This window comes from Sorangium sp. So ce119 (assembly GCF_051524405.1).
GTDB classification, from domain to species: domain Bacteria; phylum Myxococcota_A; class Polyangia; order Polyangiales; family Polyangiaceae; genus Sorangium; species Sorangium cellulosum_G.
The window spans coordinates 9,306,265-9,332,709 of the sequence record NZ_CP150310.1 but is presented as its reverse complement, the minus strand read 5'-3'; the positions used below and the strand labels follow the sequence as shown (position 1 = coordinate 9,332,709).

The 26,445-nt window shown below is 72.8% G+C and carries 17 protein-coding genes; 12 read left to right on the top strand and 5 right to left on the bottom strand.

The genetic code is table 11. The features are described from left to right. The first annotated feature begins 197 nt into the window (after positions 1–197). The 7 genes from WME76_RS35185 to WME76_RS35155 all read left to right on the top strand — a co-directional run bounded on the left by WME76_RS35185 (position 198) and on the right by WME76_RS35155 (position 12,618). Positions 198–2,036, top strand: coding sequence for an SLC13 family permease (locus WME76_RS35185; protein WP_437956565.1), 1,839 nt, complete (start codon positions 198–200; stop codon positions 2,034–2,036). Between the two features lie 311 nt (positions 2,037–2,347). Next, positions 2,348–3,874 carry a cation:proton antiporter gene (locus tag WME76_RS35180; RefSeq protein ID WP_437956564.1) on the top strand — a complete coding sequence of 509 codons (1,527 nt, stop codon included), beginning with the start codon at positions 2,348–2,350 and terminating at the stop codon, positions 3,872–3,874. Then, the gene (locus WME76_RS35175) at positions 3,858–4,580 is read left to right on the top strand and encodes a potassium channel family protein (protein ID WP_437956563.1); all 723 of its coding nucleotides are present in this window, start codon (positions 3,858–3,860) and stop codon (positions 4,578–4,580) included. The genes WME76_RS35180 and WME76_RS35175 overlap by 17 nt, the downstream gene beginning before the upstream one ends. Before the next feature lie 78 nt (positions 4,581–4,658). Next, positions 4,659–5,990, top strand: coding sequence for a monooxygenase (locus tag WME76_RS35170; RefSeq protein ID WP_437956562.1), 1,332 nt, complete (start codon positions 4,659–4,661; stop codon positions 5,988–5,990). Between the two features lie 203 nt (positions 5,991–6,193). Then, positions 6,194–10,072: an nSTAND1 domain-containing NTPase gene (locus WME76_RS35165; protein WP_437956561.1), complete on the top strand. Its 3,879-nt coding sequence runs from the start codon at positions 6,194–6,196 to the stop codon at positions 10,070–10,072. A gap of 131 nt (positions 10,073–10,203) precedes the next feature. After that, positions 10,204–11,217, top strand: a complete 1,014-nt coding sequence (locus WME76_RS35160) for an ADYC domain-containing protein (protein WP_437956560.1) — start codon at positions 10,204–10,206, stop codon at positions 11,215–11,217. A 243-nt stretch (positions 11,218–11,460) separates the two neighbouring features. Further along, the gene (locus WME76_RS35155; RefSeq protein WP_437956559.1) at positions 11,461–12,618 is read left to right on the top strand and encodes a hypothetical protein; all 1,158 of its coding nucleotides are present in this window, start codon (positions 11,461–11,463) and stop codon (positions 12,616–12,618) included. A gap of 52 nt (positions 12,619–12,670) precedes the next feature. Here the strand turns inward: WME76_RS35155 and WME76_RS35150 are convergent, their stop codons facing one another. Beyond that, the gene (locus WME76_RS35150; protein WP_437956558.1) at positions 12,671–13,594 is read right to left on the bottom strand and encodes a DMT family transporter; all 924 of its coding nucleotides are present in this window, start codon (positions 13,592–13,594) and stop codon (positions 12,671–12,673) included. A 177-nt stretch (positions 13,595–13,771) separates the two neighbouring features. On the opposite strand from WME76_RS35150, the gene WME76_RS35145 reads away from it, so the two are divergent. Then, on the top strand, positions 13,772–15,184 hold the full coding sequence (locus WME76_RS35145; protein ID WP_437956557.1) for a hypothetical protein: 1,413 nt from the start codon (positions 13,772–13,774) through the stop codon (positions 15,182–15,184). Positions 15,185–15,232: 48 nt separating this feature from the next. Here the strand turns inward: WME76_RS35145 and WME76_RS35140 are convergent, their stop codons facing one another. Beyond that, a complete protein-coding gene (locus tag WME76_RS35140; RefSeq protein WP_437956556.1) occupies positions 15,233–15,823 on the bottom strand; it encodes a peroxiredoxin in 591 nt (196 codons plus the stop codon). Between the two features lie 447 nt (positions 15,824–16,270). Here WME76_RS35140 and ypfJ point away from each other — a divergent pair, with 447 nt between their 5' ends. The 4 genes from ypfJ to WME76_RS35120 all read left to right on the top strand — a co-directional run bounded on the left by ypfJ (position 16,271) and on the right by WME76_RS35120 (position 23,401). Continuing rightward, positions 16,271–17,107, top strand: a complete 837-nt coding sequence (ypfJ, locus tag WME76_RS35135; RefSeq protein WP_437956555.1) for a KPN_02809 family neutral zinc metallopeptidase — start codon at positions 16,271–16,273, stop codon at positions 17,105–17,107. 288 nt (positions 17,108–17,395) lie between these two features. Beyond that, entirely contained in the window at positions 17,396–22,045 is a 4,650-nt protein-coding gene (locus WME76_RS35130; RefSeq protein WP_437956554.1) for a capsule biosynthesis protein CapB, read from the top strand. A 79-nt stretch (positions 22,046–22,124) separates the two neighbouring features. Continuing rightward, complete coding sequence (locus WME76_RS35125) at positions 22,125–22,730, top strand: Uma2 family endonuclease (protein WP_437962192.1); 606 nt, start codon at positions 22,125–22,127, stop codon at positions 22,728–22,730. Between the two features lie 83 nt (positions 22,731–22,813). Continuing rightward, positions 22,814–23,401, top strand: coding sequence for a Uma2 family endonuclease (locus WME76_RS35120; RefSeq protein ID WP_437956553.1), 588 nt, complete (start codon positions 22,814–22,816; stop codon positions 23,399–23,401). Between the two features lie 36 nt (positions 23,402–23,437). Here the strand turns inward: WME76_RS35120 and WME76_RS35115 are convergent, their stop codons facing one another. The 3 genes from WME76_RS35115 to ada form a co-directional block, all read right to left on the bottom strand. Then, on the bottom strand, positions 23,438–24,280 hold the full coding sequence (locus tag WME76_RS35115; protein ID WP_437956552.1) for a hypothetical protein: 843 nt from the start codon (positions 24,278–24,280) through the stop codon (positions 23,438–23,440). A 145-nt stretch (positions 24,281–24,425) separates the two neighbouring features. Beyond that, positions 24,426–25,166 (bottom strand): 2OG-Fe(II) oxygenase, encoded by a 741-nt coding sequence (locus tag WME76_RS35110; protein ID WP_437956551.1) that lies wholly within the window; start codon positions 25,164–25,166, stop codon positions 24,426–24,428. Further along, entirely contained in the window at positions 25,163–26,206 is a 1,044-nt protein-coding gene (gene ada, locus WME76_RS35105; protein ID WP_437962191.1) for a bifunctional DNA-binding transcriptional regulator/O6-methylguanine-DNA methyltransferase Ada, read from the bottom strand. Before ada ends, WME76_RS35110 begins: the two co-directional genes overlap by 4 nt. Positions 26,207–26,445: the final 239 nt, after the last annotated feature.

The following is a 26,445-nucleotide window of genomic DNA, read 5'->3' as shown; positions in this document are numbered from 1 at the left end:
GAATCGTGTATTCGTCGCGGCGCGTATGCGGCGCGCGTATGCGGCGCCTGAGGCGCGCGCCGCCCGGCCAGCCCTGGTGCCGCCCGGCCGCCTCGCCGCGAGCAACGCGGCCACGAACGCGCGCGAGCGCGAGCGGAGAGCGCGCCGGAACGCGAAGTGAGCCGCCGCGCGAGAGTCCCGCTAGGCTCCGCCGCCCCATGACCTCGGAGGCCCTCCTCGCGTTCGCCATCCTCGGGCTCACGATCGTCCTCTTCGTGAGCGATCGCCTGCGGCTCGACGTGGTGGCGATGATGTCGTTGCTCGCCCTGACGATCTCCGGTGTGACCACGGTCCCGGACGCGCTCGCCGGGTTCTCGAACCCGGCAGTGCTCATGATCGCCGGCCTGTTCGTCGTCGGCGCCGCGCTGACCGACACGGGGGTCGCCGACTGGCTGGGCCAGCGCCTCGAGCGCTTCGCCGGCGGCGGGGAGGCCAAGGTGATCGCGGTGGTGATGGGGGCGACCGCGCTCGTGTCCGCCTTCATGAGCTCCACGGGCACCGTGGCGATCCTCCTGCCGGTGGTCGGGACGCTCGCGCTCCGCCGCGGGATCGCGCCGGCGCGGCTCTTCATGCCCGTCGCGTTCGCGGCCCACCTCGGGAGCAACCTCACGCTCATCAGCACCCCACCCAACCTGCTCGTGAGCGAGGCGCTCCGCGCGGCCGGCCGCGAGCCGTTCCGCTTCTTCAGCTTCACCATCCCCGGCGTCGTCGTGCTCGCGGTCGGCGTGGCGTACATGATCTCGCTCGGCCGCAGCGCGCTGCCCAGCAAGGAAGACGGGGCGGACGCGGGCGCGCCGCGGTCGCTCTCGCTCGACGACCTCTCGATGGAGTACGGGCTCGGCAGCGCCCTGCGCGCCGTGCGCGTCCCGCCCGGCGCGCGGCTCGCCGGCCTCACGCTCGGCCAGGCGAACGTGCGCGCCGACTTCGGCGTGACCGTGGTCGGCATCGCGCGCCCCGGGCCCCGCGGCCTCGAGGCGCAGCGCGTGGTGCCGCAGGCGGTGTTCGCCCCCGGCGACGAGCTGCGGTTGCTCGGGAGCGACGAGAAGATCGCGGCGCTCACCGAGCGCTTCGGGCTCGAGGCGCTCCAGGCGCGCCCCATCTTCTCGCTGCCCCCCGAGGAGTCCCTCGCCGAGGTGGTGCTGCCGCGGCGCTCCAGCCTGGCCGGGCAGACCCTGAGGGACGCCAGGTTCCGCGACCGCTACCGCGCGAGCGTGCTCTCGATCCGGCGCGGCGAGGGCTGGCTCCCGGTGTTCCACGCCACGCCCGAGCTGCGCGATCTCAAGCTCCGCGCCGGCGACACGCTGCTCGTGAAGGGGCGGCTCAAGCACCTCCGGAACCTGCGGGACGAGCGGCGGGACCTCGTGCTGGTCGCCGAGCCCGACGCGCAGGGCGACGTCTTCGTCGATCGCGAGCGCGCCACCGTCGCCGTGTGCATCACCCTGGGCATGCTCGTCTGCATGGCGCTCGGGTGGCTGCCCAACGTCGTCGCCGTGCTGCTCGCCGCGGTCCTCCTCGTGCTCGCGCGGTGCGTGCGCCCGGCGGACGTCTACCGCGCCGTCAACTGGGAGAGCGTCGTGCTCATCGCCGGCATGGTCCCCCTCGCCACCGCGCTCGAGCGCACCGGCGCGATGGGCGCCGCCGTCTCCGCCGTCGAGGGGCTCCTCGCGGGGGCGCGCCCCGCGGTGGTCCTCGGCCTGCTCGTCCTCGCCACGTCGGCCATCGGCATGGTCCTCTCGAACACCGCGACGGCCGTGCTCATGGCCCCCCTCGCGGTCCGCCTGGCCGGCGCGCTGGGCCTCGCGCCGGAGCCGCTGCTCCTCGGGGTCGCTTTCGCGTCCTCGGCGGCGTTCGCCACGCCGATCGCCTCTCCGGTGAACATCCTCGTCATGGGGCCCGGCGGCTATCATTTCAAAGACTTCACCCGCGTCGGGCTGCCCCTGCAGCTCCTCGTGCTGGCGACCGCGGTGATCGTCATCCCGCTCGTCTGGCCCTTCTGAGCGCGCGCAAACGCGCCTCCGCTCCATGTCGGCTATCGCCCGATGTGGAGCACAGGAGAGCGCCGCCGATGTCGTGTCATGTCATCTCGGACGTCGGCTCGCTCGCCGGGACAGGCGTGCTCCCGTCTGGCCGGCTCCGGCGCGGGCGTACCGGAGGCGCCCCGGAACCACGTCTTGCGGATCCCGGAGCGATCCTGTAGCGGAGGATCTACGGTGATCGCCCTCGTGGACCTCACGCAACCCGCGACGCGCCCGACGCGCGCGCCGACCGCCAGCGTGCCTGTCTCGCCACCTCCGCCGCGGGGCGACGCATGAGGGAGCGGCTCGAGAGCCTGCTCCTCGTCCTCGCCGTCGGCTCCGTCGTCGCGATCGGCGCCAAGCGCGTCGGGGTCCCTTACAACGCCGCGCTCGTCCTCATCGGGCTCCTCCTCGTCGTCCTCGACGTGCTGCCGAACGCGCCGATGGACCCGGACCTCATCCTCATCGCGTTCCTCCCGGTGCTCGTCTTCGAGGGCGCCCTGGCCGCCGACGCGGACAGCCTGCGCGCCGCGAGCCGGCCCATCCTCGCGCTCGCCGTGCCGGGGGTGCTCATCTCGCTGCTCGGCACCGCCGCGGTGGCGACGCTGGTGCTCGACCTCCCGTTCTCGGCGGCGCTCCTCCTCGGCGCGCTGCTCGCCATCACCGACACCGTGAGCGTGCTGCTCGCCTTCCGGAGCGTCCGCGTCCCGCACCGGCTGGCCGCGATCATGGAGGGAGAGAGCCTCTTCAACGACGGAACGGCGCTCGTGCTCGTGATGCTCGCCTCGCGCGTCCTCGCGAGCGGCACGTTCGACGCCGTCGAGACCTTCCGCGCCCTCTCGATGGCGATGCTCGGCGGCGCCGTCCTCGGCGGCGCGTTCGGCTCCCTCGGCGCGGTCCTGCTGCGCCGCACGCCCGATCACCTGACCGCGATCCTCGCCTCGCTGGTGCTCGTGTTCGCCACGGCCCTGCTCACCGAGCGGCTCCACGCCTCGCCGGTCATCGCCGTCGTGGTCGCCGGCGTCGTCGTCGGCAAGGCCGCGCGCCGCCACCTCGAGCCCTCGCGCGTGCTCGCGCTCGAGGGGTTCTGGGAGACGACGGGCTTCTTCCTCAACGTGCTGCTCTTCCTGCTCGTCGGCATGCAGATCCAGGCGGAGATGCTCGTGCGCGAGGCGGCCTCCATCGGCCTCGCGCTCATCGCCCTGCACGCGGGCCGGGCGGTGGCCGTCTACGGCTGCTTCGGCGCGCTCCGGGCCATGACGCGGGAGGTCGTGCCGTTCCGCTGGCAGCACGTGATGCTGGTCGGCAACATCAAGGGCGCGCTCTCGATGGCGGCCGTCCTCAGCCTCCCGAAGGACATGCCGTTCCGCGAGCGGCTGATCACGATCGTCTTCGGCGTGACCTTCGTGACCCTCGTCGCGCAGGCGCTGCCGTTCGCGCGGCTGCTCAAGTTCCTCAATGTCGCGGCCCCGAGCACCGACGCCGCGCTCGACGCCGCCAAGGCGACGCTCATCGCCGCGCGGCGCGGCCACGCCGAGCTCGACGACCTGCTCGCCGCGGGGCTCGTGTCCCGCAAGGAGCACGCGGAGCGCCGGGCCGCGTTCCAGCGCCAGGTGATCGCGGCGGAGGTCGCGCTCCAGTCGCCGCAGGGCGAGGCGGTGCGCGATCACCTCACGGACCTCGCGCTGCTCACGGCGCAGAAGGCGGCGGTGCTCGACGCGGCGAGGCGCGGGCTCATCGCCGACGAGACGGCGAACGCCCACGTGAGCGAGATCGATCGAGAGATGATGAAGCTCCACGAGCATGAAGGAGGCGGCTGAGATGCGCGTGCTCATCGTGGGCGCCGGGCGCGCAGGGCTGAGCGTGGCGGTCCACCTCGCGCAGACGGGCCACGAGGTGACCATCGTCGACCGCGACGACGCGATCGCCACGAGCGCCTTCGAGCGCCACGGCCTCGTCTCGCTCGTGGGGGACGCGACCGACGCCGGGCTCCTCAAGGAGGCCGAGGTGGGGCGCGCCGACGTGGTCGTGGCCATGCTCCGCCGCGACGCCGACAACCTCGCCGTCGCGCTGCTCGCCCAGGCCGCGGGCGCCAAGCGCGTGATGGTGCGCATGCGGGACCCCGACTACCGCAGCGTGTACGTGCGCGCGGGCGTGCACCGGATCCTGTCCGAGATCGACGTCTTCATCGGCGCGATGGCCACCGCGATCGAGCACCCGGGCGTCCGCCACGCGATGGTGCTCGGCACCGGCGAGTCCGTGGCGTTCGAGCTCGACGTCCCCGTCGACTCGATGGTCGCCGGCCGCACCGTGAGCGTCATCGCGGGCAGCGCCGACTTCCCGGCGTCGTGCGTCTTCGCCGGCGTCTACCGCCCGGATGGCCGCGTCGAGGCGCCGCGCGGCTCGTCCATCGTCGCGGGGGGCGCCACGGTGCTCCTCGTGGCCGCGCGCGACGAGCTCGCGACCGTCATCGCGTTCTTCCTCCGGCGCGATCCGGCGGCCGGGGGACACCATGATCGTCGCTGAGCGCGGCTGAGCGTCATCGAACGTCGCCGGGCGTCGCCGCGCGTCGCCCGGCGGCGCTGAAACAAGGCAGGTGTTTCCATGTCGAGGTGCGCGGGGTTCCCGGGATCACGGGCGTGGATGGGCGTCGCGCTGGCCGTCGCCACGGCGGCTTGCGGCGGCGACGACGAGGCCGGGGGCGCGGCGGGCGGCGGGGTCCAGGCCGCAGCGTCGTATTACCGGGACGTGAAGCCGATCTTCGACGCGCGGTGCGCGGGGTGCCACAGCGGCAGCGGCATCGCGCCGTTCTCGCTCGAGAGCCACGAGGTGGCGGCGGCGTGGGCCCCGCACATCAAGCGGGCCGTCGTCGAACGCACGATGCCCCCCTGGCCGGCGGACAGCGGCTGCGCCGACTACGTGGGCGACCGCTCCCTGTCCGAGCCGCAGATCCAGACGATCGCCGCCTGGGTCGACGGCGGCGCGGCCGCGGGCGACCCGGCCGAGGAGGGCCCGCCGCTCGATCCGCCGGAGACCAGCGAGCTCGCGCGGGTGGACCTGACCGTCGAGATGCCGGTCGAGTACACCCCGCAGGCGGCGCCCGACGATTACCGCTGCTTCGTGATCGACTGGCCGGAGGAGAGCACGCGCTACGTCACCGGCTTCCAGGTCAGGCCCGGCGAGGAGCGCGTCGTCCACCACGTGATCGCCTTCATGGCCGGGCCGGAGCAGGTCGAGGAGGTCGAGGCGCTCGACGCGGCCGACCCCGGCCCCGGCTATCCCTGCTTCGGAGGCCCGGGGATCAGGCCGCGCTGGCTCGGGGCCTGGGTCCCCGGCGCCGGCAGCGTGAACTTCCCGGCGGGGACGGGGACCCGGATCGAGCCCGGCTCCAGGCTGATCGTGCAGGTGCACTACAACACGCTCTCGGCGGGCAAGCTGCCGGATCGCTCCGCGATCGACATGACGCTCGAGAGCTCCGTGGAGCGGGAGGGCTCCACCCAGCCGTGGACCAACCCGGCCTGGCTCAACGGCGACGCCATGCTGATCCCCGCCTTCGAGGCCGACGTCGCCCACCGCTGGGGGATCGATCCCACCCGGCCGCTCTCGGACGGCGCGCCGATCGAGCTCCACATCGCGGGCCTCCACATGCACACGCTCGGCCGCCGCGCGCGCCTCGAGATCGAGCGCGCCGACGGAAGCTCGGAGTGCGTGCTCGATATCCCACGCTGGGATTTCCACTGGCAAGGTAGTTATACGCTCGCCGCGCCCAAGGTGCTCAATCCAGGCGATAAGCTGTCGATCGAGTGTCACTGGGACAACACGCCGGAGAACCAGCCGTTCATCGACGGACAGCCGCGGGTACCGACGGATGTGGTGTGGGGAGAAGGCACGAACGACGAGATGTGCCTCGCCGCCTTTTACATGACCGGGCGCTGATCCCCGCCGCGCCGCGTCGCGCCTGGAATCCAGCCCACGCGCGCGAATCGACGCCTCGCCACGGCGGCGACACCCCACATCTCAGGACATATGGACATGCGCCGCGCGCCGCGCGTTTCATGCGTCCCCGTCGATTTCGACGCGGAACGTCTCCCCGCGAGGCGGGTATAGTCGTCCGCCATTAACGGGCGCGCCACGTCACCGTGAAACACAGCTCAGCCCCCACCCTCACGCAGGCCGCCCTCCGGCCCGGCGGCGCCGATACGCGGCCGCGGGCGGCGGACGCGTCGCCGCCGCCCAGCCTGGGCCCGGCGAGCGTGAGCCCGCCGAGCTTCGTCCCGCCGGCACGCGTCGAGGAGTACCGGCTCGTCCAGAAGCTCGGCAGCGGCGGCATGGGGGACGTCTACCTCGCCCACGACACGCTGCTCGACCGGATGGTCGCGGTGAAGTTCATCCGCGCGGCGACGGCGGACGCCGGGGTGCGCGCGCGGCTGCTCGCCGAGGCGCGCGCGGCCGCCCGCATCCAGCACCCGAACGTCGTCGCCGTCTACCGCGTCGGCGAGCTCCGCGGCCAGATGTTCATCGTCTCGGAGTTCGTCCGCGGCCAGAGCCTCGATTGCGTCGACATCCCGATGCCCTGGCACCGCGTGCTCGAGCTCGCCGCGGGGCTCGCGCGCGGCCTCGCCGCCGCCCACCGCCGCGGGGTGCTGCACCTCGACATCAAGCCGGGCAACGCGGTGCTCACCGAGGAAGGCGAGGCGAAGCTCCTCGACTTCGGCCTCGCGAAGCTCCTCGACCCGGTCGCGCGGCCGGAGCCCGCCGAGCCGCTCGACGGCGAGATCGTCCGGGAGGCCGAGATGGCGGCGCGGCTGCTCGACGGGACGAAGCACGTCAGCGGCGGCACGCCCCATTACCTGCCGCCCGAGCTGTGGCGCGGCGACCTGCCGACGCGCCGCTCGGACGTGTACTCGCTCGGCGCGCTGCTCTTCGAGCTCTGCGCCGGCTCGCCGCCGCACGGCGACGTGGCGCCGCAGGATCTCCCGCGCGTCGCCGTGAGCTTCAGGCCGATGCCCCTCGCCGCGCTCGCGCCCGGCGTCGAGGCGCGGCTCGCGGCCGTCATCGAGCGGTGCCTCGAGATCGACCCCGCCGCCCGCTTCGCCTCCGGCGACGAGCTGCGCGACGCGCTGGAGGAGCTGCTCGCGCGGAGCCGGCACGCCTCGATCGCCCCGGAGGGCAACCCCTACCGCGGGCTGCTCGTCTTCGACCTCGAGCACCGCGCGATGTTCTACGGGCGCAGCTCCGAGACCGGGACGATCCTCGACAGGCTGCGCTCCGAGCCCATGATCGTCGTCGCGGGCGACTCGGGCTCGGGCAAGTCGTCGCTCTGCCGCGCCGGCGTGCTCTCGCGCGTGCTCGAGGGCGCCCTCGGCGGCGGGCGCGACTTCCAGGCGGCCATGATGGTCCCCGGCCGTCACCCGCTCGCCGCCCTGGCCGCCGCGCTGGAGCCCGTGCTCGGCGTCCCCGCCGAGCGCATCGCCGACGGGGTGCGCGCGGCCCCGGGATCGCTGGTCCGCGACCTCCGCGCGCGCCTCGGCGAGCGCGGCGGGCTCGCGCTGTTCGTCGACCAGATGGAGGAGCTCGCGACGCTGAGCAACCCGGGCGAGGCCGCGCTCGTCGGCGAGGTCCTGAGCGCGTTCGCGGCGCGCTCGCCCTCGCTGCGCCTGCTCGCCACGGTGCGCGGCGACTTCCTCGCGCGCGTCGCCGGCATCTCGGGCCTCGGCGACGAGATCGAGCGCGCGCTCTACCTGCTCCGCCCGATGTCGGCGGACAAGCTCCGCGAGGCCATCACCGGGCCGGCGCGGGCCAAGGGCGTCGCGTTCGAGTCGGACGCGGTCATCGACGCGCTCGTCGAGTCGACCGCGCGCGCCGAGGGCGGGCTGCCGCTGCTCCAGTTCGCGCTCGCCGAGCTGTGGGACGCCCGCGCCGCGCCCGACGCGCCGCTCAGCAGCGCCGATCTCGCGCAGATCGGCGGCGTCGAGGGCGCGCTCGCCCGCCACGCCGATCGCGTCCTCGGTCGCATGGCGCCGGCGGTGCACGCGGCCGCGCGGCGGCTGCTCGGCGCGCTCATCACCCCGCAGGGCACGCGGGCGCGGCGCGTCGAGGGCGAGCTCGCGCAGCCGGGCGGCGACGAGGCGGCGCGCGCGGCGCTCGACGCGCTCGTGCAGGGGCGCCTCGTGTTCGCCCGCGAGGGCGAGCAGGGGACGGTCTACGAGATCGCCCACGAGGCGCTGATCCACGGCTGGGGGACGCTGCGCCACTGGCTGGACGAGCAGCGCGAGCAGCGCGCGACGCGCCAGCGCCTCGAGGCGTCCGCCGCCGAGTGGGAGCGGCTCGGCCGGCGCCGCGACGCGCTCTTCAGCGCGCGCCAGCTCAAGGAGGCGAAGGGCCTCGATCCGGGCGATCTGCCGCCGCGCGAGGCGGCGTTCCTGAGGGCGTCGCGGCGCGCCGTCCTGACGCAGCGGGCGATCCGGTGGGCGCTCGTCGTGGGCGTGCCGCTCGTCGCCGCGCTGCTCTACGGCGCGCTGGAGCTCAGGGCGGCGCGCCAGCTCGCCGCGCGCGCGGACCGGAAGATCCAGGAGGCGTCGGTCACCACGGCCGCCGCGGCGCGCGAGAGCGCCGCGGCCGAGGCGCTCGCCGCGGAGGCGCTCGCGGCGTTCGACGACCGGCGCCGCGAGGAGGGCGAGGCGCTCTGGGACCGCGCGCGCCGGCGCGCCGCCGAGGCCGAGGGGCTCTACCTGCAGGCGAGCCAGAAGCTGGAGGCGGCGCTCACGCTCGACGGCGCGCGCCGCGACGCCCGCGACCGGCTCGGCGACATCCTCTACGAGCGCGCGCTCGCCGCGGACCGGCGGGGCCACACCTCGCTGCGCGACGAGCTGCTCCAGCGCATGAGCACCTACGATCCCGACGGCGCGCGCCAGCAGCGGTGGAACGCGCCCGCCGAGGTCGCCATCGAGACCGATCCTCCCGGCGCGGAGATCACGATCGAGCGGTACGAGGGCGACGCGGACGGGCGCCGGCTGCTGGCCGACCGGCGGCTGCTGGGCGCGACGCCCCTGTCGCGCATCGCGCTCGCGCAGGGCTCTTACCTGCTCACCTGCGAGGCGCGCAACCGCACCATCGTCCGCTATCCGTTCCTGGTCCACCGCGGGGAGTCGCTGCGGCTCTCGTTCCCGCTGCCGCCCGCCGGCGACGTCCCCCCCGGGTTCATCTACGTCCCGCCGGGCCGGTTCCTGTTCGGCGCCTCGCTGGACGACATGTACCGGTGGGCGTTCCTCTCCACCGTTCCGCTCCACGAGATCAGCACGGGCGCTTACCTCATCGCACGTCACGAGACGACGTTTCAGGAGTGGCTCGACTACATCGAGGCGCTCCCGAGAGAGCCCCGCGGGCGCCCCTCGATCCAGGCGGGCAACGGCGCCATGACGGGCGCCCTCGGGCTGCGCCAGCTCCCCAGCGGGGTCTGGCAGCTGACGATCCAGCCCACGGTGCAATCCTACACGGCGCGCGCCGGGGAGCCGCTCGTCTATGCCTCCCGGGAGGCGCGGGCGCAGCAGGACTGGCTCCGTTTTCCGGTCACGGGCATCTCCTTCGCTCAGGCCACCGAGTACGCCGCGTGGCTCCACCGGACAGGCCGCGTCCGCGGGGCGCGCCTCTGCACCGACCACGAGTGGGAGCGCGCGGCGCGCGGCGCCGACAGCCGCATCTTCCCGCACGGGGACAGCCTCTCTCCCGGCGACGCCAACTTCGATGAGACCTACGGCAAGGAGAGCTCCACGATGGGCCCAGATGAGGTGGGCTCGCACCCTGCCTCACGTAGTCCCTTCGGGGTCGACGACATGGCGGGGAACGTCCTCGAGTGGGCGATTTCGTCGATCGAGGTTGATAAAGTACTTTTACGAGGCGGCGCTTACCTCTACGATCAAACATCGGTCCGGAGTGACAATCGGACCGTCGTTGACGGTACCTTCCTCGATCCGGTGATCGGTCTCCGCATCTGCGCCTCGTTCCCTCCGCCGCCGTGAGGGGCGAGGAGGCTTCGCGGCGCCAGGCGCCGCCGCAGGCCTCGTTCCTCACGCGGCCGGGGCCCGACCGCCGGAGGGGAGATCGTCAACGCAGCGACGTCACCGTTTCAGCGCTGGCTTCGGAGGCGATCATGGTGCAGCGAGGGTTCCTGGCAGTGGCGATGGTCGGGCTCGTGTCCCTGGGCGTCGGGTGCGCCGCGGAGAGCGGCGAGGGCGAGGGCGAGGAGGAGCCGGCGGAGAGCGCGCTCGCGCTGAGCGCGCTCAACAACCTCACCCTCAACGGCACGCACCTGAACGGCACCCAGCTCAACGGGGTCCGCTTCAATGGGGTCCGCTTCAACGGAGTCCGCTTCAACGGGGTCTCGCTGAGCGCGACGACGCTGGTCGGGACGCGCGCGACCGACGGCCGGCGCTTCCAGGGGGCCGATTTCATCGGGGTGGACATCGAGGCGGTCCTGGACGACCTGTCGACCCTGACGGTCCGCATCACGGACATCGTCCAGCGCGGCGGGCTCTCTTATTACACGGTGAAGTACGACGTCGGCGGCGGCCTCTGGGCGAATATCTGCGGTGAGGGCCTCGAGGCGATCCCGGTGCGGGGGAGGTGGGACGCGGCGACCGGCGACTACTCGGACGACGGGAGCAGCTTCACCTTCGGCTGCCAGGGCGCGGCGATCGGGAAATGCGCCGAGTGGGGTTACAATGGGTGGGCGCCCCGGGCGGAGTGCAACGGGACCGTCTGCGCGAGCCGGGACCTCTCGTATCTTCATCAGGCGTGCGTCCGCCTCGTGCGCGCAGATTACTGCGGTGACGGCGTGCCGCACACGAGGACCGGGACGGCGATCGACGTCTGGGACGCGCTCGGCATCCAGACGGAGACGGCAGGCTCCGGCATGGGCCTCGAGGCGGAGTGGACCGTGGACGGCGCCGCGTGCGTCCGGCACACGCGGTGGAAGGGTGTCGGGAGCAGCAACCCGGACCGCGACTACATCATGACGCATTGCCCGGAGCGGTGGGCCGGGAACGACACGATCTGCGGCGGGGGCTCATCGACGTTCCACAAGGCGAACGGGTTCGCGACGCCGCTCGACCAGCGGCGCCTCCTGCGGAACGCGTCGTTCACGACCAACGTGAGCTTGCTGTAGGCCGCGCCGCGCCGCTGGGCGCGATGACGCCCGCGCCCGGGCGGGAGTGCCGGAGTGTGTCAGCGCCGCGCGCGAGGGACGATGGGAGTGCGCCGCCCGTCGCGCAGAACCGGTCGGCCTCGACGTGCTGGAGCCCCGGTCTGCGTGGCACATGGCTTGCGATGGGATCTGGCACAAGCCGCCATGTCGCGAGCTCCTCGCTGTGCTCACGAGGCAGCGGGCATGGGGCTGGAGGTGCACGCCATGCTGCTCGACCGATCCTTTCGACGAACGCTCATCGCCCGTCTCTTGCTGAGCGCCGGCCCCTCCACGGCGGCCGCGCTGCTGGTCGGGGCCCCGGGGTGCGGGGGGGAGCCCGAGGCCGCCGCCGACGTCCGCTGCATCGAGTGGCCCGAGGAGCTCGGGGCGTGCCTGGACCGCAGGCAGGCGGTCGAGGAGCTCAGGACCATCTACCCGAAATGCGATGACTACATCGAGTCGGTGGAGAGCGACGCGACCCAGCGAGACGGCACGTGCTGTTACGAGGTGACCTCAAGGGACAACTCCACGTATTGCGGCGTGCCGGGCCGGCCGTTCACGCTGGAGGGGCACCGGCGCACGGCGGTCCCGCGGGCGGCGGACTCAGGGTGGCTGGCGCGCGGGAAAGAGACCCGAGCGGGCGGGGTGACGCCGTCGCTGGCGGAGCTCACGGACGAGGAGCGGGAGACGCTCGCGGAGAGCTGGCTCCGGAGCGCGCTGGAGGAGCACGCGTCGGTGGCCTCATTTGCGCGCTTCGCGCTGGATCTCATGGCGCTCGGGGCGCCGTCGTCGCTCGTGGAGGCGGCGCACATCGCGGCGCTCGACGAGGTCGGTCACGCCCGGCTCGGCTTCTCGCTCGCGTCCGCGTACCGGGGCGAGCCCGTCGGCCCCGCCGCGCTGCCGATGCCGGGCGGGGTGCCGGTCGCCGCGGACCTCGTGTCGCTGGCGCGCGCCGCCGCGGAGGAGGGCTGCGTGGGCGAGACGGTGGCGGCGCTGGTGGCGGCGGAGCAGCGCGCCCGCGCCGGGGACCCCGCGGTGCGCGCGGCGCTCGAGGCCATCGCGGACGACGAGGCGCGGCACGCGGAGCTCGCGTGGCTGACGGTGGCGTGGGCGATCGGGGCCGGGGGCGAGCCGGTCCGCCGCGCCGTGGCGGAGGTGTTCGAGGCCGCGGCGGTGTCGCTCGGGCGGCCGCCTCCGGCCGCGGCCGAGCCGCCGCGGGGCCGCGCGGCGGCGCTGGCGGCGCACGGCCACCTCGGCGGGGCCGAGCTGCGCGAGCTGCCCCGCGCGGCGCTGGCCCAGGTGGTGCTGCCGTGCGCGCGCGCGCTCGGGCTCTGGAGGCCCGCGGCCGACGGAGGGGCGGTGGCGCCGACGGCGAGCGCCTAAGGCCGACTCGCCTCGATCTGCGCCGTGGCCTCGCGAAGCGGGGCGCAGGAATTCAGGTCGTCGCCGGTTTGTGGGTGGCGAAGAAGAGGCCCGGTAATACCAGCGCCGCGCCGAGCCAATGGTAGAGGGCGAACGCCTCGCCGAGGAGCAGCCAGGCCATCACGGCGGTATAGACAGGCGACAGGTAGAGCAGCAGGCCGGTGCGGCCGGGGCCGAGATGCTGGGTGATATAGCCGTAGGTCGCGTAGGCGCCGACGCCCGGCACCAGGACCAGCGTCAGCACGGCGGCGATGGTGCGCAGATCGAAATCCGGCGGACCGCGGCTGGCCAGCTCCCAGCCGAGCGCCGGCAGCAGCAGGATCACCCCGGCGAGCGCGATCGCGGTGAGCCGCGCCGTCACCCCCAGCGGATCGGGCCAGCGCTTCAGCAGCACGGTGTACAGCGCCCAGGAGATCGCGGCGGCGAGGATGATCAGGTCTCCGGCGCTGAAGTCGAGCGCCAGCAGCGCCGCCGGGTCGCCGCGCAGCACGATGATCAGCACGCCGGTCAGCGCCAGCGCGGCGCCCAGGCCCTGGCGCCCGCTGAGCCGGTCGCCGAACATGGCACGTGACAGCAGGATGATGATCACCGGCGAGACGGCGTAAATCAGGCCGATGTTGGTGGCCGTGGTGCTGGCGGCGCCCAGATAGACGCCGGCGCCGCAGATGCCCATGCCGAGCAGCCCGAGCAGGGCATATCGGGTCCAGTCGCGGCGCAGCGCGGCGCGGCCGCGCCACAGCTCGCGACCGCAGAAGGGCAGCAGCACCAGCACGACGCCCAGCCAGCGGAGCACCGCCAGCGCCACCGGCGGGATGAAATCGGCCGTGGCGCGCGCCAGCACCATGTTGGCTGTGAACAGCGCCGGGGTGACGAACAGCAGGACGTGGGCGATGCGCTGGTCGCCGGGCTCGGCGGAGCGGAGAGGGGAAGAAGCCACTGGCCGCGGAGACTAGGCAAGAACCGCCGCCATGGCCAGCGCTCGATCGCGACGCTACCGGGCCGTGAGCGCATACCGTGCGCCGCTTCCACGAGGTCAAAGCACGTATCCGGATGTGGCCGAACCAACGGACACGTACCTTGACCCCCACCGGTATCCGATCTATGCGGAAGGACCATGTCCAAGCGAAAGATCTTGCTCTTCGAGCTGAACGAGGTTCCGCTGCGGATCGTGAAGCAGTTCTGCGGCGCGGCGCCGGGCTCGGCGCTCGCGAAGAACCTGCATCGAATGCGGCAGATCCGGACGCAGGCCCCCGACTCGATCTTGAGCCCGTGGATCACGTGGCCGACGTTGCACCGAGGGGTCGACGACGCGCTCCACGGACTGAGGTTCTTCGGTCAAGATCTCTCCGAGGTGGACGCGAAGTATCCGCCGATCTGGCGCATCCTCGCGGCTCATGGAATCAAGACGGGAGTGTTCGGATCGCTACACAGCTATCCGATGCCGGAGGACGTCCGCTCCTACGCGTTTTACATGCCCGACACCTTCGCGCCGACGCCCGAGGCCCACCCGGACATCCTGGGGGTCTTTCAGGATTTCAACCTGACGATGGCGCGCAAGTCGGCGCGGAACGTGTCGCGCGACGTGCCGGGCAAGGGGGCCCTCCAGCTGCTGCGCGCGATGCCTGGCCTCGGCATCCGCGCCTCGACCCTGGCGGACATCTCCAGGCAGCTCGTCTCGGAGCAAGTCCACGATTGGCAGCGCATCCGGCGCAGGACGTACCAGAGCGTCCTGGGCTTCGACGTCTTCATGAAGCAGATGGAGGACGCTCGCCCTGACTTCGCCACGTTCTTCACCAACCATGTCGCCTCGGCGATGCACCGGTACTGGGCAGCGGCCTTCCCCGGGGACTTCACGGAGCTCCAGTACGACTGGAGCTGGGTGGGGAGGTATCGTCACGAGATCGAATTTGCGATGTCGAAATTCGATGGGTTCCTCTCGCGCGTGATCGCGTTCGTCGAGGCGAATCCTGACTACGTGCTCTGGATCGCCTCCAGCATGGGTCAGGGCGCGGCTTCGGGCCAGCCCATCAAGACGCAGCTCTATGTCACCGACCTCGGCAGGTTCATGGCCTGCTCCGGGCTCGGCAGCGACGACTGGTCCGAGCGCCCGGCCATGGCGCCCCGCACCTCCGTCTTCGTGCAGGAGGCGAAGCGCGAGGCGTTCCGGGCGACGCTGGCGAGCTTCAAGGTGAACGGCGCGGCGGTCGAGTGGGAAGAGCGGAACAACGGTTTCTTCGCCATCGCCATGGGCCAGGTGAACCTGGACCCCTCTGCGCGTGTCGAGATCAACGGCCAGTCGCGCTCGCTCTCCGAGGCCGGCCTGAGCAACGTGGAAATCGAGGATCAGGCAGGCTCCACGGCGTACCATGTGCCGGAAGGCATGTTGCTCGTCTTCGATCCTCGGGAGGCTCCGCCCCAGGCCGCGCCCGATCTCCCCCTGGACACGCGGCAGATCGCCCCCACCTTGCTGCATCACTTCGGGGTCCCCGTGCCGTCGTACATGAGGGATCCGGCGCCTCTGGCCTGATCGCGGCGGCCTCCGCCGGTCGCGCGCCCCGGTCGTCGGGCCCGGCGCTCAGCTCTTCGCCGCGGCGAGGATCGCCGCGGTGTGCTCCTTGGGATCGACCTCGAGCCACACCTGCTTGATCTTGCCGTCCTTGCCGATGAGGAAGGACTGGCGCGTGGCGAAGTCGTTGCGCAGCGGCACGTGGAACGCCCCGGAGACCGCGCCGTCGGCGTCGACGACGAGCGGGAAGGGGAGCTCGTATTTCTCGATGAAGGCCTGGTGGCTCTGCGCGTCCTGGGTCGAGACGCCGTAGACCTCGAGCCCCGCGGCCTGGAGGTCGGCCCAGCCGTCGCGCAGGCCCTTGGCCTGGACGGTGCAGCCCGGCGTGTCGTCCTTGGGGTAGAAATAGACGAGCACCTGCTTGCCTTGCAGGCTCGAGAGCGCCACCTCCCTGCCGTCGTGGAGCGTGAGCTTCACGTCGGGCGCCGCGTCGCCGGGCTTGAGCGGAGCGGCCTGGGCAGTCTCGGAGGCGCCCGCCTGGGCGGGCTTGTCGGCGGCCCCGCCGGCAGGCGCGCCGGCGGGCTCGTTGCAGCCGGCAACGAGGGCCAGCGCGGCGAGCGCAGCGCCGAGGGGGGAGGCGAGGTGCATTCGGCTCTTCATGGCGCGCATGGTCCCACCCGCCTCCGGAGACCGCAAGCGATCCAGTCGACCACCGCGCGGCGGACTCTGCCGCTGCCGAGGTTGGCAGAGCCACGCTGACGCCGGAGGTCGGTCCACGGGCGCTGATGCCGTGTTGCCCAGGCTTCTGCCTGGTTCGTGATGAAGAAGAATTTGAACCACAGAGGCACAGAGGGCACAGAGGACAGAGATTTTTTCTCTCTCTCTCTCCCCTCTGTGCCCTCTGTGCCTCTGTGGTTCCCTCTCTCTCATGAACCAGAGGGGAGCCTGGGCCGCCCGATGTCCACGGCCACGGAGCACGACAGGTCCATAGCCTCGTTGGTTCAGGACCGTTCGATCCTACCTGCCGCCTCTCGGACGATGCAAAACGTCCTGACCGAAAGCTAAGGTGCCACCTGACGCGTGGTCCACGCTATACATGCGGTTGCCATGCGATGGACACCCGGCAAACGCAGTACGAACCTCCAAGACCTCCGCGGCGTCTCCGGCGGAGCGAAGATGGGCGTCGGCGGGACGGTGATCCTGCTCGTGCTCTCGCTCGTCTTCGGGAAGGATCTCCTCAACTCGGGGCTCGGCCAGGGCGTCAGCCTCCCCGGCGCGCAGACCGAGCGCGCGAGCTCGCCCGAAGAGGAGCGGCTCGTCGACTTCGTGTCCTTCGTCCTCGATGACACCGAGGCGGTGTGGAAGCAGGCGTTCAGCCGCGACGGGCAGACGTACCCGGCCCCCAAGCTCACGGTGTTCACCGACTCCGTGAGGTCGGGCTGCGGCGTCGGCGAGGCGGCGATGGGCCCGTTCTACTGTCCGGCGGACCGCACGGCGTACATCGACCTCGGCTTCTACCGCGAGCTCAAGGCGCGGTTCGGCGCGCCCGGCGACTTCGCCCAGGCGTACGTGCTCGCCCACGAGATCGGCCACCACGTGCAGAACGTGCTCGGGATCGAGCGCCGCGTGCGCCAGCAGCAGAGCGCGCGGCCGGGCGATCGAAACGCCCTCTCCGTGCGCATGGAGCTCCAGGCGGATTGCTTCGCCGGCGTGTGGGCCCACTCCACGGCGAAGCGCGACCTGCTCGAGACGGGCGACGTCGAGGAGGCGCTCAAGGCCGCGTCCGCGATCGGCGACGACCGGCTGCAGAAGAGCGCGACCGGCAGGGTCAACCCGGAGACGTGGACGCACGGCTCGTCCGCGCAGCGGGTCACCTGGTTCAAGCGCGGCATGCAGGGCGGCCGCGTCGAGGACTGCGACACGTTCGCGGAAGGCTCGCCCTGACGGCGACGCGCGCGCCCGAGACGGCCTGATCTGCCCGCGCGCGCGTCGCCAGGCCGGCCTCGCCGCGGCGCGTGTGTTCAAGACGACCACGTGGAAGACCCGCCGACGCGCGCGACGCCGCCCTTCCGTCCGCCCTTCGTTCGAGGAGCGCAGCCGCGTGAAGAGCGGCTCGCGACAGCTCCGGCCGACGGTGTACCCTGCTCGCCCGCCGATGCTGTCGCTGTACGGTGTCCTTCGCCCCCCGCCGCAAGGCCGTCCCCTCCGCGATCGTCGTCGCGCGGAGGCGCCGTGAGCTCGCGCCTGCCGACCGACGGCTGGACCGCCGCGCCGCGGTCGATGGCGGAGGTCATCGAGGACAGCCTCCCGCAGATCGAGGTGCGCCTGCGCCCGCGCGCCATCGCCACGGTCGTCGCGCGCGTCACCGCCGATCTCGGCGACGAGGAGCACCCGCCGCCGGCGCTCCTCGCCGCGCTGGCCCGGTGCGCCGACGGCGCGGCCGCCGAGGTCGACAGGCTGCGCAGCGCCGAGTCCGCGCTCGTGGTCGCCTATCAGTCGGCCGCGACACCCGCCGAACGGCGCGAGCTCCTCGCCAGGCAGCTCCGCGTCTGGGCGCGCGAGCGCAAGAAGGGCGGCCTCTCGCTGCTCGGCTGGGCCACCGGGCGCGTCGAGCAGGCCGGCGATCTGTCGGCGCTCGGCCGCAACCTCGACCTCGAGGCCGCCCAGGAGCGCTTCGCCACGGCCATCGCCGATCGCCTCGACGAGATCGAGATCGCCTACCACGCGCTCACCCACCTCGCGCAGCACCTCGACGACCCGGCCGACGCGCTGCACGTCGTCCGCGACGGCGGCGTCCTCCGGCTCGCGATCGCGCACGCCGAGCCGAGCCGCCCCCCGCCCGTCCGCCGCGCCGCGATGCTCGCCGCCGTCGCCCTCCTGCACCGCATCCCGGCGCGCGAGCGGCTCGGCCACCTCGGGCTCGACGCCGCCCGCTCCGTGCTGGCGTGGTCGCGTGGCGTGGGCGCGTCCCGCTGGGTGCAGATCGCCGCGCTCGAGATCGGCGTCCTGCTCTTCCCGGACGAGGCGTACTCGCTGCTCGCCGAGCGCATCCGCGCGCGCGACCGCGCGGACAAGGACGGCCCCATCCTGCGCCGCAACGCCCTGCGCCTGCTCGGCGCGGCAGCGCGCCCCTCGGCCCCGGTGATCCCGCTCGACGGCGCGCGCGGGGGGCGCCGCGCCGGCGCAGCCGAGGACGCGTCCCGCTGGAACGGCGCGCAGGCCGGCCACGGCGGCAAGCCGGGCGCCGCCGCCACGGAGGCCCCCGCGCGCGGGGTGGGGAGCAGCGGCGAGCACGAGATCCCCGAGGGCGCCGACGTCCCCGAGAGCTCCGACGATCCCGCGCCCGACTCGGCGCCCCGGCTCAGCGCGGTGCCCGCGGTCAGCGCGCAGCCGGCCCGCGCGCCCGCGACCGCGGACCCGCTGCAGATCGCGCTCATCGCCCGCGACGACCCGAGCGAGCACGTCCGCCAGGAGCTCGTGCGCCAGCTCGTCGCGCTCGGCAGCGCCGAGGCCCTCACGGCGCTCGTCGAGATCGCCGAGGGCGACGGGTCGCCGCGCGTCCGCGGCTACGCCATGCGGGAGCTCTCCCGCCACGCGACCGAGCACGCGGAGGCCGCCCCGTTCGCCGAGCGCGCCGTCCGCCACGCCCTCGTGAACCCCGGCCCGCCGCTCGCGTCCCGCGCGGCGCTCGAGGGGGTCCGCACGCTCTGCGCCGGGCCGTACGCCCCGCTGCCGCCGACGACGTTCGTCGACCTGCTCGCCGAGTTCGCGAGCCGCCCGGCGATCGCGCCGGATCTCTCCGACGATGCGGCCGCGGCGCTCCGGCTGCTCGAGGTCGAGAGCCGCCCGGTCGCCGAGCACATCCGCCAGACGCTCGTCGCGGCGGCCTCGGAGCTGCTCGAGGGCGAGAGCGCGCCGGTCGAGATCCCGAAGGACGCCGAGCCGCGGGACATCGAGCGCGCCCTCGCGGTCGCCTCGCGCGGGGACATGACGTACACGCTGCGGCGCCGGGGCCGGGGCCGGTACGTGCTCACGCGCGGCGAGCCGCGCGGCTTCCGCCTCTGGCGCCTCGTGCACGAGCTGCGCACGCCGATGCCGGACAAGCGCAAGGGGTGGATCCACACGAGCGGCCGCCTGTTCGCCGGCGAGCTCGTCGCGCCGCCGGTCGGCATGGCGGAGGTCACGCCCACGCGCGTGCCGGGCGAGCGCCACGTCTACCCGCCGGTCGGCGGCTGGGGGCCGTTCGTGCCCCGCATCGACGACCTGCTCGCCGCCGCGAGCCTGACCCAGCGCGAGATCCGCCTGATCACGGCGCGCGGCACGGTCACGGTGCGCGCGCCGGCGAAGCTCGCGCACCGGCTGCGCGCCCGCGCCCTGCTCACGCTGCGCTACGACCGCTACGCGCAGGCGCGCATGCGCGCGCTCGTGGCGCAGGAGCCGGCCGAGCAGAAGAAGTTCACGCTGATGACCGGCGAGCTCGGCTTCACGGTCTCGTTCGGCGACGCCGGCGGCGACGTCGGCGGGCGCCCGTACGCGATCGAGCCGCACCTGCCGAGCAAGTACCTCGCTGTCGCGCTGCCCTCGGCGCTCCAGATCGGCCGCGACTGGCTCGCCGGCCCGTCGGTGCCCGTCTGGATCGACAGCTTCTTCTCGTACCTCGTGTCGCCGGCGGGCAACGTCCCGACGCAGCTCGCGTGGGTCGTGTTCCTCGTCCTCGCGTACATGGTGCTGCGCGCCGCGTGGATCATGACGCAGATCGAGCGCGCGCGGCGCGGCATCCCGCTCTCGATCGGCGGCTGGGGGACGCGGGGCAAGAGCGGCTCGGAGCGGCTCAAGGCCGCGCTCTTCCACGCGCTCCGCTACGACGTCGTGGTGAAGACGACCGGCTGCGAGGCGATGTTCATCCACGCCATGCGCGACCTGCCGGCGCAGGAGATCTTCATCTACCGCCCGTACGACAAGGCGACGATCTGGGAGCAGCGGAACATCCTCGCCGCCGGGAGGAACCTCCGCGCGCAGGTGTTCCTGTGGGAGTGCATGGCGCTCCAGCCGCTGTTCGTCGACACGCTCTGCGCCGAGTGGATGCGCGACGAGATCACGACGCTGACGAACGCCTACCCCGATCACGAGGACATCCAGGGCCCCGGGGGCGAGGACGTGGCGCGGGTGATCGCGCGGTTCATGCCGACGGACGGGCTGTCCTTCACGACGGAGGAGCAGATGCTCCCGCTGCTGAAGGACCAGGCGCAGCGCAAGGGGACGAACCTCGTGGCGATCCCGCCGATCGACGCGGATCTCCTGCCGGTCGATCTCCTGGACCGGCTCCCGTACCAGGAGCACCCGCGCAACGTGGCGCTGGTGCTGGCGCTCGCGGACCATTTCGGCGTCGATCGCGAGTTCGCGCTGGTCGAGATCGCCGATCACGTGATCCTCGATCTCGGCGTCTTGAAGACGTACCCCACGGTGCAGTACCGGGGGAGGAAGCTGACGTTCTCGAACGGGATGAGCGCGAACGAGCGCGCCGGGTTCATGTCGAACTGGACGCGGCTCGCGTTCGACAAGCACGACATGGACGCGACGCCCGGCAAGGCGACGGTGATGGTGGTGAACAACCGCGCCGACCGGGTCGCGCGGTCGCGCGTGTTCGCGCAGATCGTCGTGGAGGACATCGGGGTCGATCACGTGGTGCTGATCAACTCGAACCTCGGCGGGATGATGCAGTTCATCACGGAGGGGCTCGACGCGCGGCTGCGCGACATGGTGATCACGGGCGACGGGGGCAAGGAGCGCGCGCTGGAGCGCTTCGACGAGCAGATGAAGAAGGTGGGCGTCCCGGCCCGCGCGGGCGCGTTCGAGGACGATCTCACCCGGATGCTGCGCGCGCTGCCGTCGATCGACGAGGCGGCGGCGGCGGCGATCGTGGGCGGGGCCGACGTGGCGGGGAAGAAGGCCGAGCCCGAGGCGATCGAGGCGGCGGTGAAGAAGGCGCTGGAGGCGCACGCGCCGCCGGCGGGGGAGGACGACATCCGCCCGGACATCGTCCACCACGCGGCGCGGCTGTCGCGGCGGCTGGCCCGGCGCGACAAGGCGCGGGCCGAGGTGGAGGCGGCGCTGTCGCGGGGCGCGGACGCCGAGGCGAACCAGGCGTTCCGCGCGGCGTTCCGCGAGCTGTTCCTGGAGCGGATCGCGGTCCTGTGGAACGCGGACGCGAAGGGCGACAAGGTGATCGACTTCATCACGCGCGAGATCCCGCCGGGGTTCGACGCGCGGCTGATGGGGTCGCAGAACATCAAGGGGACGGGGCTCGACTTCGTGTACCGGTGGCTCTCGATGGACCGGGTGCGGACGGCGATCGAGCGGATGCAGAGCAACCCGTCGGCGCGGCGCGAGGTGCTGACGTTCTTCCTGTCGTACTCGGACTTCGGCTTGATCGACCTGCGCGAGGCGCTCGCGGCGGTGCGCGCGGCCAAGGAGCAGGGCGGCGCCGAGTGGGCGGAGCACGCGAACCTGATCGACGGGGCGATCCGCAGGCTGGAGGCGCTCGACAAGGAGAAGACGGCGGCGCTCGTGGTGACGGGCAAGACGGGGTTCGGGACGAAGGTGCTCCTGCGGATCGAGCAGTTCGTGGATCACATGGACTCGGTGCGCCGCACGCGGTGGGCGAAGATCGTGATGGACGACCTGTTCGCGATGCGCATCGGCCACGGCCAGGCGGCGCTGCTGCTGCGGGAGATCGTGGGGCGGCAGAAGGGCGGATGGCTGGCGAAGGATCTCGCCAAGTGGGTCGAGAAGCGCCGCGCGTGGCTGGAGAGCCGGCGAAAGAAGAAGAAGGCCGAGGCGGCCGCGCCGCCGCCGGGGGCGGCGCCGGCGGAGCAGGGGTGAGCGGGCGGCGGGCGAGGGCGGGGCGCGCTGCGGCGCCGAGGCGGGGGCGGAGCCGGTTCGTGCTATCCTCGTGGCCGTGATGGCCGGTGCTGCCGTTGCCCTCGACAGTTCAGGCCGCCTCAGCGAGGAGGCATGGGTCGATCTGCCCGAGGATGAGCCGGGCGAGCTCGTCGGCGGCGTGCTCGTGGAGGAAGAGGTGCCGGACTGGATCCACGAGACCGCCGTGAGCTGGCTCATCCGGCTGCTCGGCGCGTGGGCGTCGGCCCGCGGCGCCTTCGTGGCTGGCTCCGAGCTCAAGTACCTTCTCCGCAACGGCAACGGGCGCAAGCCGGACCTCTCGATGATCCTGCCGGGGCAGAAGCCCCCGCCGCGCCGCGGGCCGATGCGGCGCCCGCCGGATGCGATGATCGAGGTCGTCTCGCCGCGGCCGCGCGACGTGCATCGCGACCGGATCGAGAAGCTGCGCGAGTATGCGGCCTTCGGGGTGCGCTGGTACTGGCTGCTCGATCCGGCGACGAGGATGCTCGAGATCTACGAGCTCGGTCCGGACGGCCGCTACGTCTGGGCGCAGGGCGCCGCGGGCGGGAAGATCGAGGCGGTGCCGGGGTGTGATGGGCTGGTGCTCGACCTGGACGCGCTGTGGGGCGAGCTCGATCGGCTCGGGGAAGAGGAGCCGGCGGAGTAGCGGCCGGCGTGGTGCGGGGCGAAGCGGAGGGCCGCGAAGGGGGCGGCTCGCGCACGGCGGGCGCATCACCTACGCTGTCCGCGATGGGACAGCCTCCCAGGCGCACCAGACTCTCGACCGATGAGTATCTCGCGTTCGAGCGGGCCTCCGAGCAGAAGCACGAGTACGCGAACGGCGAGATCTTCGCGATCCGTGGCTGTTCCAGGGAGCACAGCCTCCTGGCGGCGAACATCCAGCGCGAGCTCGGCAATGCGCTGCTCGAGCGCGCCTGCGAGGTTCACACCTCCGACATGCGCGTCAAGATCACGTCCACGGGGCGCTATGTGTACCCCGACGCGTCTGTCGTCTGCGGCGATCCCGTGTTCGAGGACGCGGAGGTCGACACGCTCCTCAACCCGAACGTGATCGTCGAGGTGCTCTCGGATCCGTCGGAGGCCTACGATCGCGGCGACAAGTTCGCGCAGTACCGGAGCGTCCCCTCGATCGTGGAGTACGTGGTGGTCTCCCAGAAGGAGGTGCGCATCGAGCACTTCCAGCGGCAGCCGGACGGCCGGTGGCTGCTCTCGATCCTGGGCTCTGGCATGCAGCTTGAACTCGAGTCGATCGGCGTCGTCATCGACGTCGATCGCGTCTACCGCAAGGTGCCGCTCGCGCCCGCTGCGAACAAATGAGCTGAGCGGCTCCGGTCGCGATTCACCAGGCGCGCTTCACGGCGCCGGCCGGCAGTACTCGTCCTGCGAGGTGACGGACTCCACGACGACGATCGTGTCTTTCCTGGCCACGAACTCGCTCTCGCCGACCTCGTTCCCCTCGGGGCTCCAGTCGTACGTGTAGCCCAGGCGCGTCCACGGGTAGCCATTCTCGCCATAGGACGTCGCTTTCAGAGCGTCGACCCAGTCCACGTGCTCTTGCGGCGTATCGGCCGGGAAATCGAGCTCGGCGACCGAGTCGTCGATCTCCAGATCCGGGCTCGGGCGGAACAGCGACTCGGCCGGCACCCAGAGCTGAACCACGCGGTCCTTGCCGTTGTCCGGCGGCAGGCCGAGCCGCTGCTCCAGGCGCAGCGAGAGCGCGGCCCCTTCGAGCCCGCTCGCGCGGCAGAACGCCTGGAGCTCGGGCGCCGGCGTGAGCCAGACCTCGACGCCGAGCGTCGTCTCCTCGCCCACCAGCTCGTCATAGCCCGGGTAGGACGTCCAGGTGACCATCAGCACACGATCCTCGGCGTCGCGGAGGAGATCGCCATTCTCGCCGTCGATCGCCGTCAGGGTGTCCACGCGCTCGCTCTCCTCGGCGACCTCTGCGTCGGCGACGGCCGCCTGGTACAGCCCGAGCAAGCCCGCCTCCCCGCCTGCGCCGCCACCCCCGTCGGCGCCGCCACCCCCGTCGGCGCCGCCACCCCCGTCGGCGCCGCCGCTACCGCCTGCGCCGCCGCTACCGCCGCTACCGCCGCTACCGCCGCTACCGCCGCTACCGCCTGCGTCATCCCCGCCGCAGGCGGCGAGCAACACGCACGCGCAAGCCCCCACCAGCAGAACGTACTTGCTCCTCATTCCCTCGATGCCTCCCGTCTGTCCCGTCGGCTCCGTGATCGCCGATCGGCGACCAGCCGTCGCAGGCTACAACACCGAGGTCCCCGTACGCGGCCTCTCGGCACGCGCGGCGCGGCGATCGCCTCGGTCGCCCCCGCGCGCGCCCTCACGTCGCGTCATGAAAGATGATTCCCACCGTGTGACGGTGCCCCGATCGCACGCGGCTGACCCCATGCCGCATGTTGACCCGGTACACCCCGCGCGCGCCCTGCACCGGTCGGTGACGGACGGCGAACACCGCAGCATCGCCCTGGCGCAGCGGCACCACCATCGGTCGAGACTGCATCCGCGGGCGCTGCTCCGTCATCACGAATTCGCCGCCCGTGAAGTCGCGCTCGGGCTCGGACAGGAGGATCGCGACCTGGAGCGGAAACACATGCTCGCCGTAGAGGTCCTGGTGCAGGCAGTTGTAGTCGCCCTCTCCGTACTGCAGCAGCAGCGGTGTCGGCTGGACCTGACCCGCGGCATGGCAGCGATCGAGGAAGCGCGCGTGCTCCTCCGGGTACTGCACCTCGAGACCCAGGGCCTCGCTCCATCGGTTGGCGACGGGCACGAGGCGCGGGTAAACGCTGGTGCGCAGGGCCGCGACGAGCCCGGGCAACGGGCGCGCGAAGTACCTGTACTCCCCGCGCCCGAACCCGTGACGGCTCATCACCACCCGGCTGCGAAAGAGCTCCTCGCGCGCGTACAGCGCGGCGATCTCGCCGCACTCGGCCGGGGTGACGAGCCCCTCGACCACCGCGCAGCCCTGCGCGTCCAGCTCCTGCGACGCGCGCGCCCAGTCGACCGACGCCACCCGCTCCTCCACGCCTGTCGCGGCGGGGGCGACCTCGCCACGCGCGCTCACGCGCTCGCCTCCCGATCGAGCAGCGCGCGCTTGCGCTCGACCCCCCACCGATAGCCCGACAGGTCGCCGTCGTTCCGCACGACGCGGTGGCAGGGGATCGCCACCGCCAGCGCGTTCGCCGCGCACGCCTTCGCCACGGCCCTGGCCGCCCCCGGAGCGCCGATGGCGCTGGCGATGTCCGCATAGCTCGCCGTCGCACCCGCCGGGATGTCCCGCAACGCCTGCCAGACGCGCTGCTGGAACGCCGTGCCGCGGACGTCGAGCGGCAGCTCCACGCCGACGCGGGGGCTCTCCACGAGCCCCACCACCTTCGCGACGAGCTGCTCGAACGCGGCGTCGCCGCCGATCAGGCGGGCCCGCGGGAACCGGCGCTCCAGATCGTGCGCCAGCTCCTCCGGGTCGTCGCCCAGCAGGATGGCGCACACACCCCGCGCGGTGGCGGCGACCAGGATCGACCCGAGCGAGCACTCCCCGATCGCGAACCGGACATCCATGTTCGCGCCTCCGGCGCGGTACCTCGTTGGCGTCATGCCCAGCACCTGGTTCGCCTCCTCGTAGAAGCGCCCGCCCGAGCCGTACCCGGCCGCGTAGATCGCCTCCGTCACGGTGCCGTTCTTGCCGAGCTCGGCCCTCATCCGCCTGGCGCGGTGCGCCGCCGCGTACGCCTTCGGCGTCACCCCGGTCACCGCCTTGAAGAGGCGATGGGTGTGGAAGACGCTCAGTCCGGCGTGGCGCGCCAGCTCCTCGAGGCTCGGCACCTCGGCGCTGCGCTCGATGAGCCGGCACAGCTCGGCCACCTGAGCCGCCTGACGCTCGGCCAGGGGCGGCTGGTCCGGCTTGCAGCGCATGCACGGCCGGAACCCCGCGCGTTCGGCGGCGGCCGCGCTCGGATGGAACCCGACGTTCTCGGGCCTCGCTGGGCGCGCGCCGCAGGAAGGGCGGCAGTACACGCCCGTCGTCTTGACCGAGTAGAAGAACTTGCCATCGGCGCTCGCGTCGCGCGCCACCACGGCCGCCCAGCGCGGGTCGCTCTCCACCACGGCGGCGCGCGAGGGGGCCTTCTTCGACGTGTCGTCTGCTGGCTGCCGGTGATTCTTGCGGTTCACCCGACGACCATAACCCCCGCTGGAAAGCCCGGCACTCCGGGTCTTGCTCTCGAATTCGTCCACGCGGCCGGTCGCCGGTCCCGGCCGCGCGCCCGTCATCGTCGACGAGCTCGCCCACGGCGGCGCGTGCGCCGGCAGGATGCCTCGCCGCCGCGCGAGCGCCGCGCGCCCTC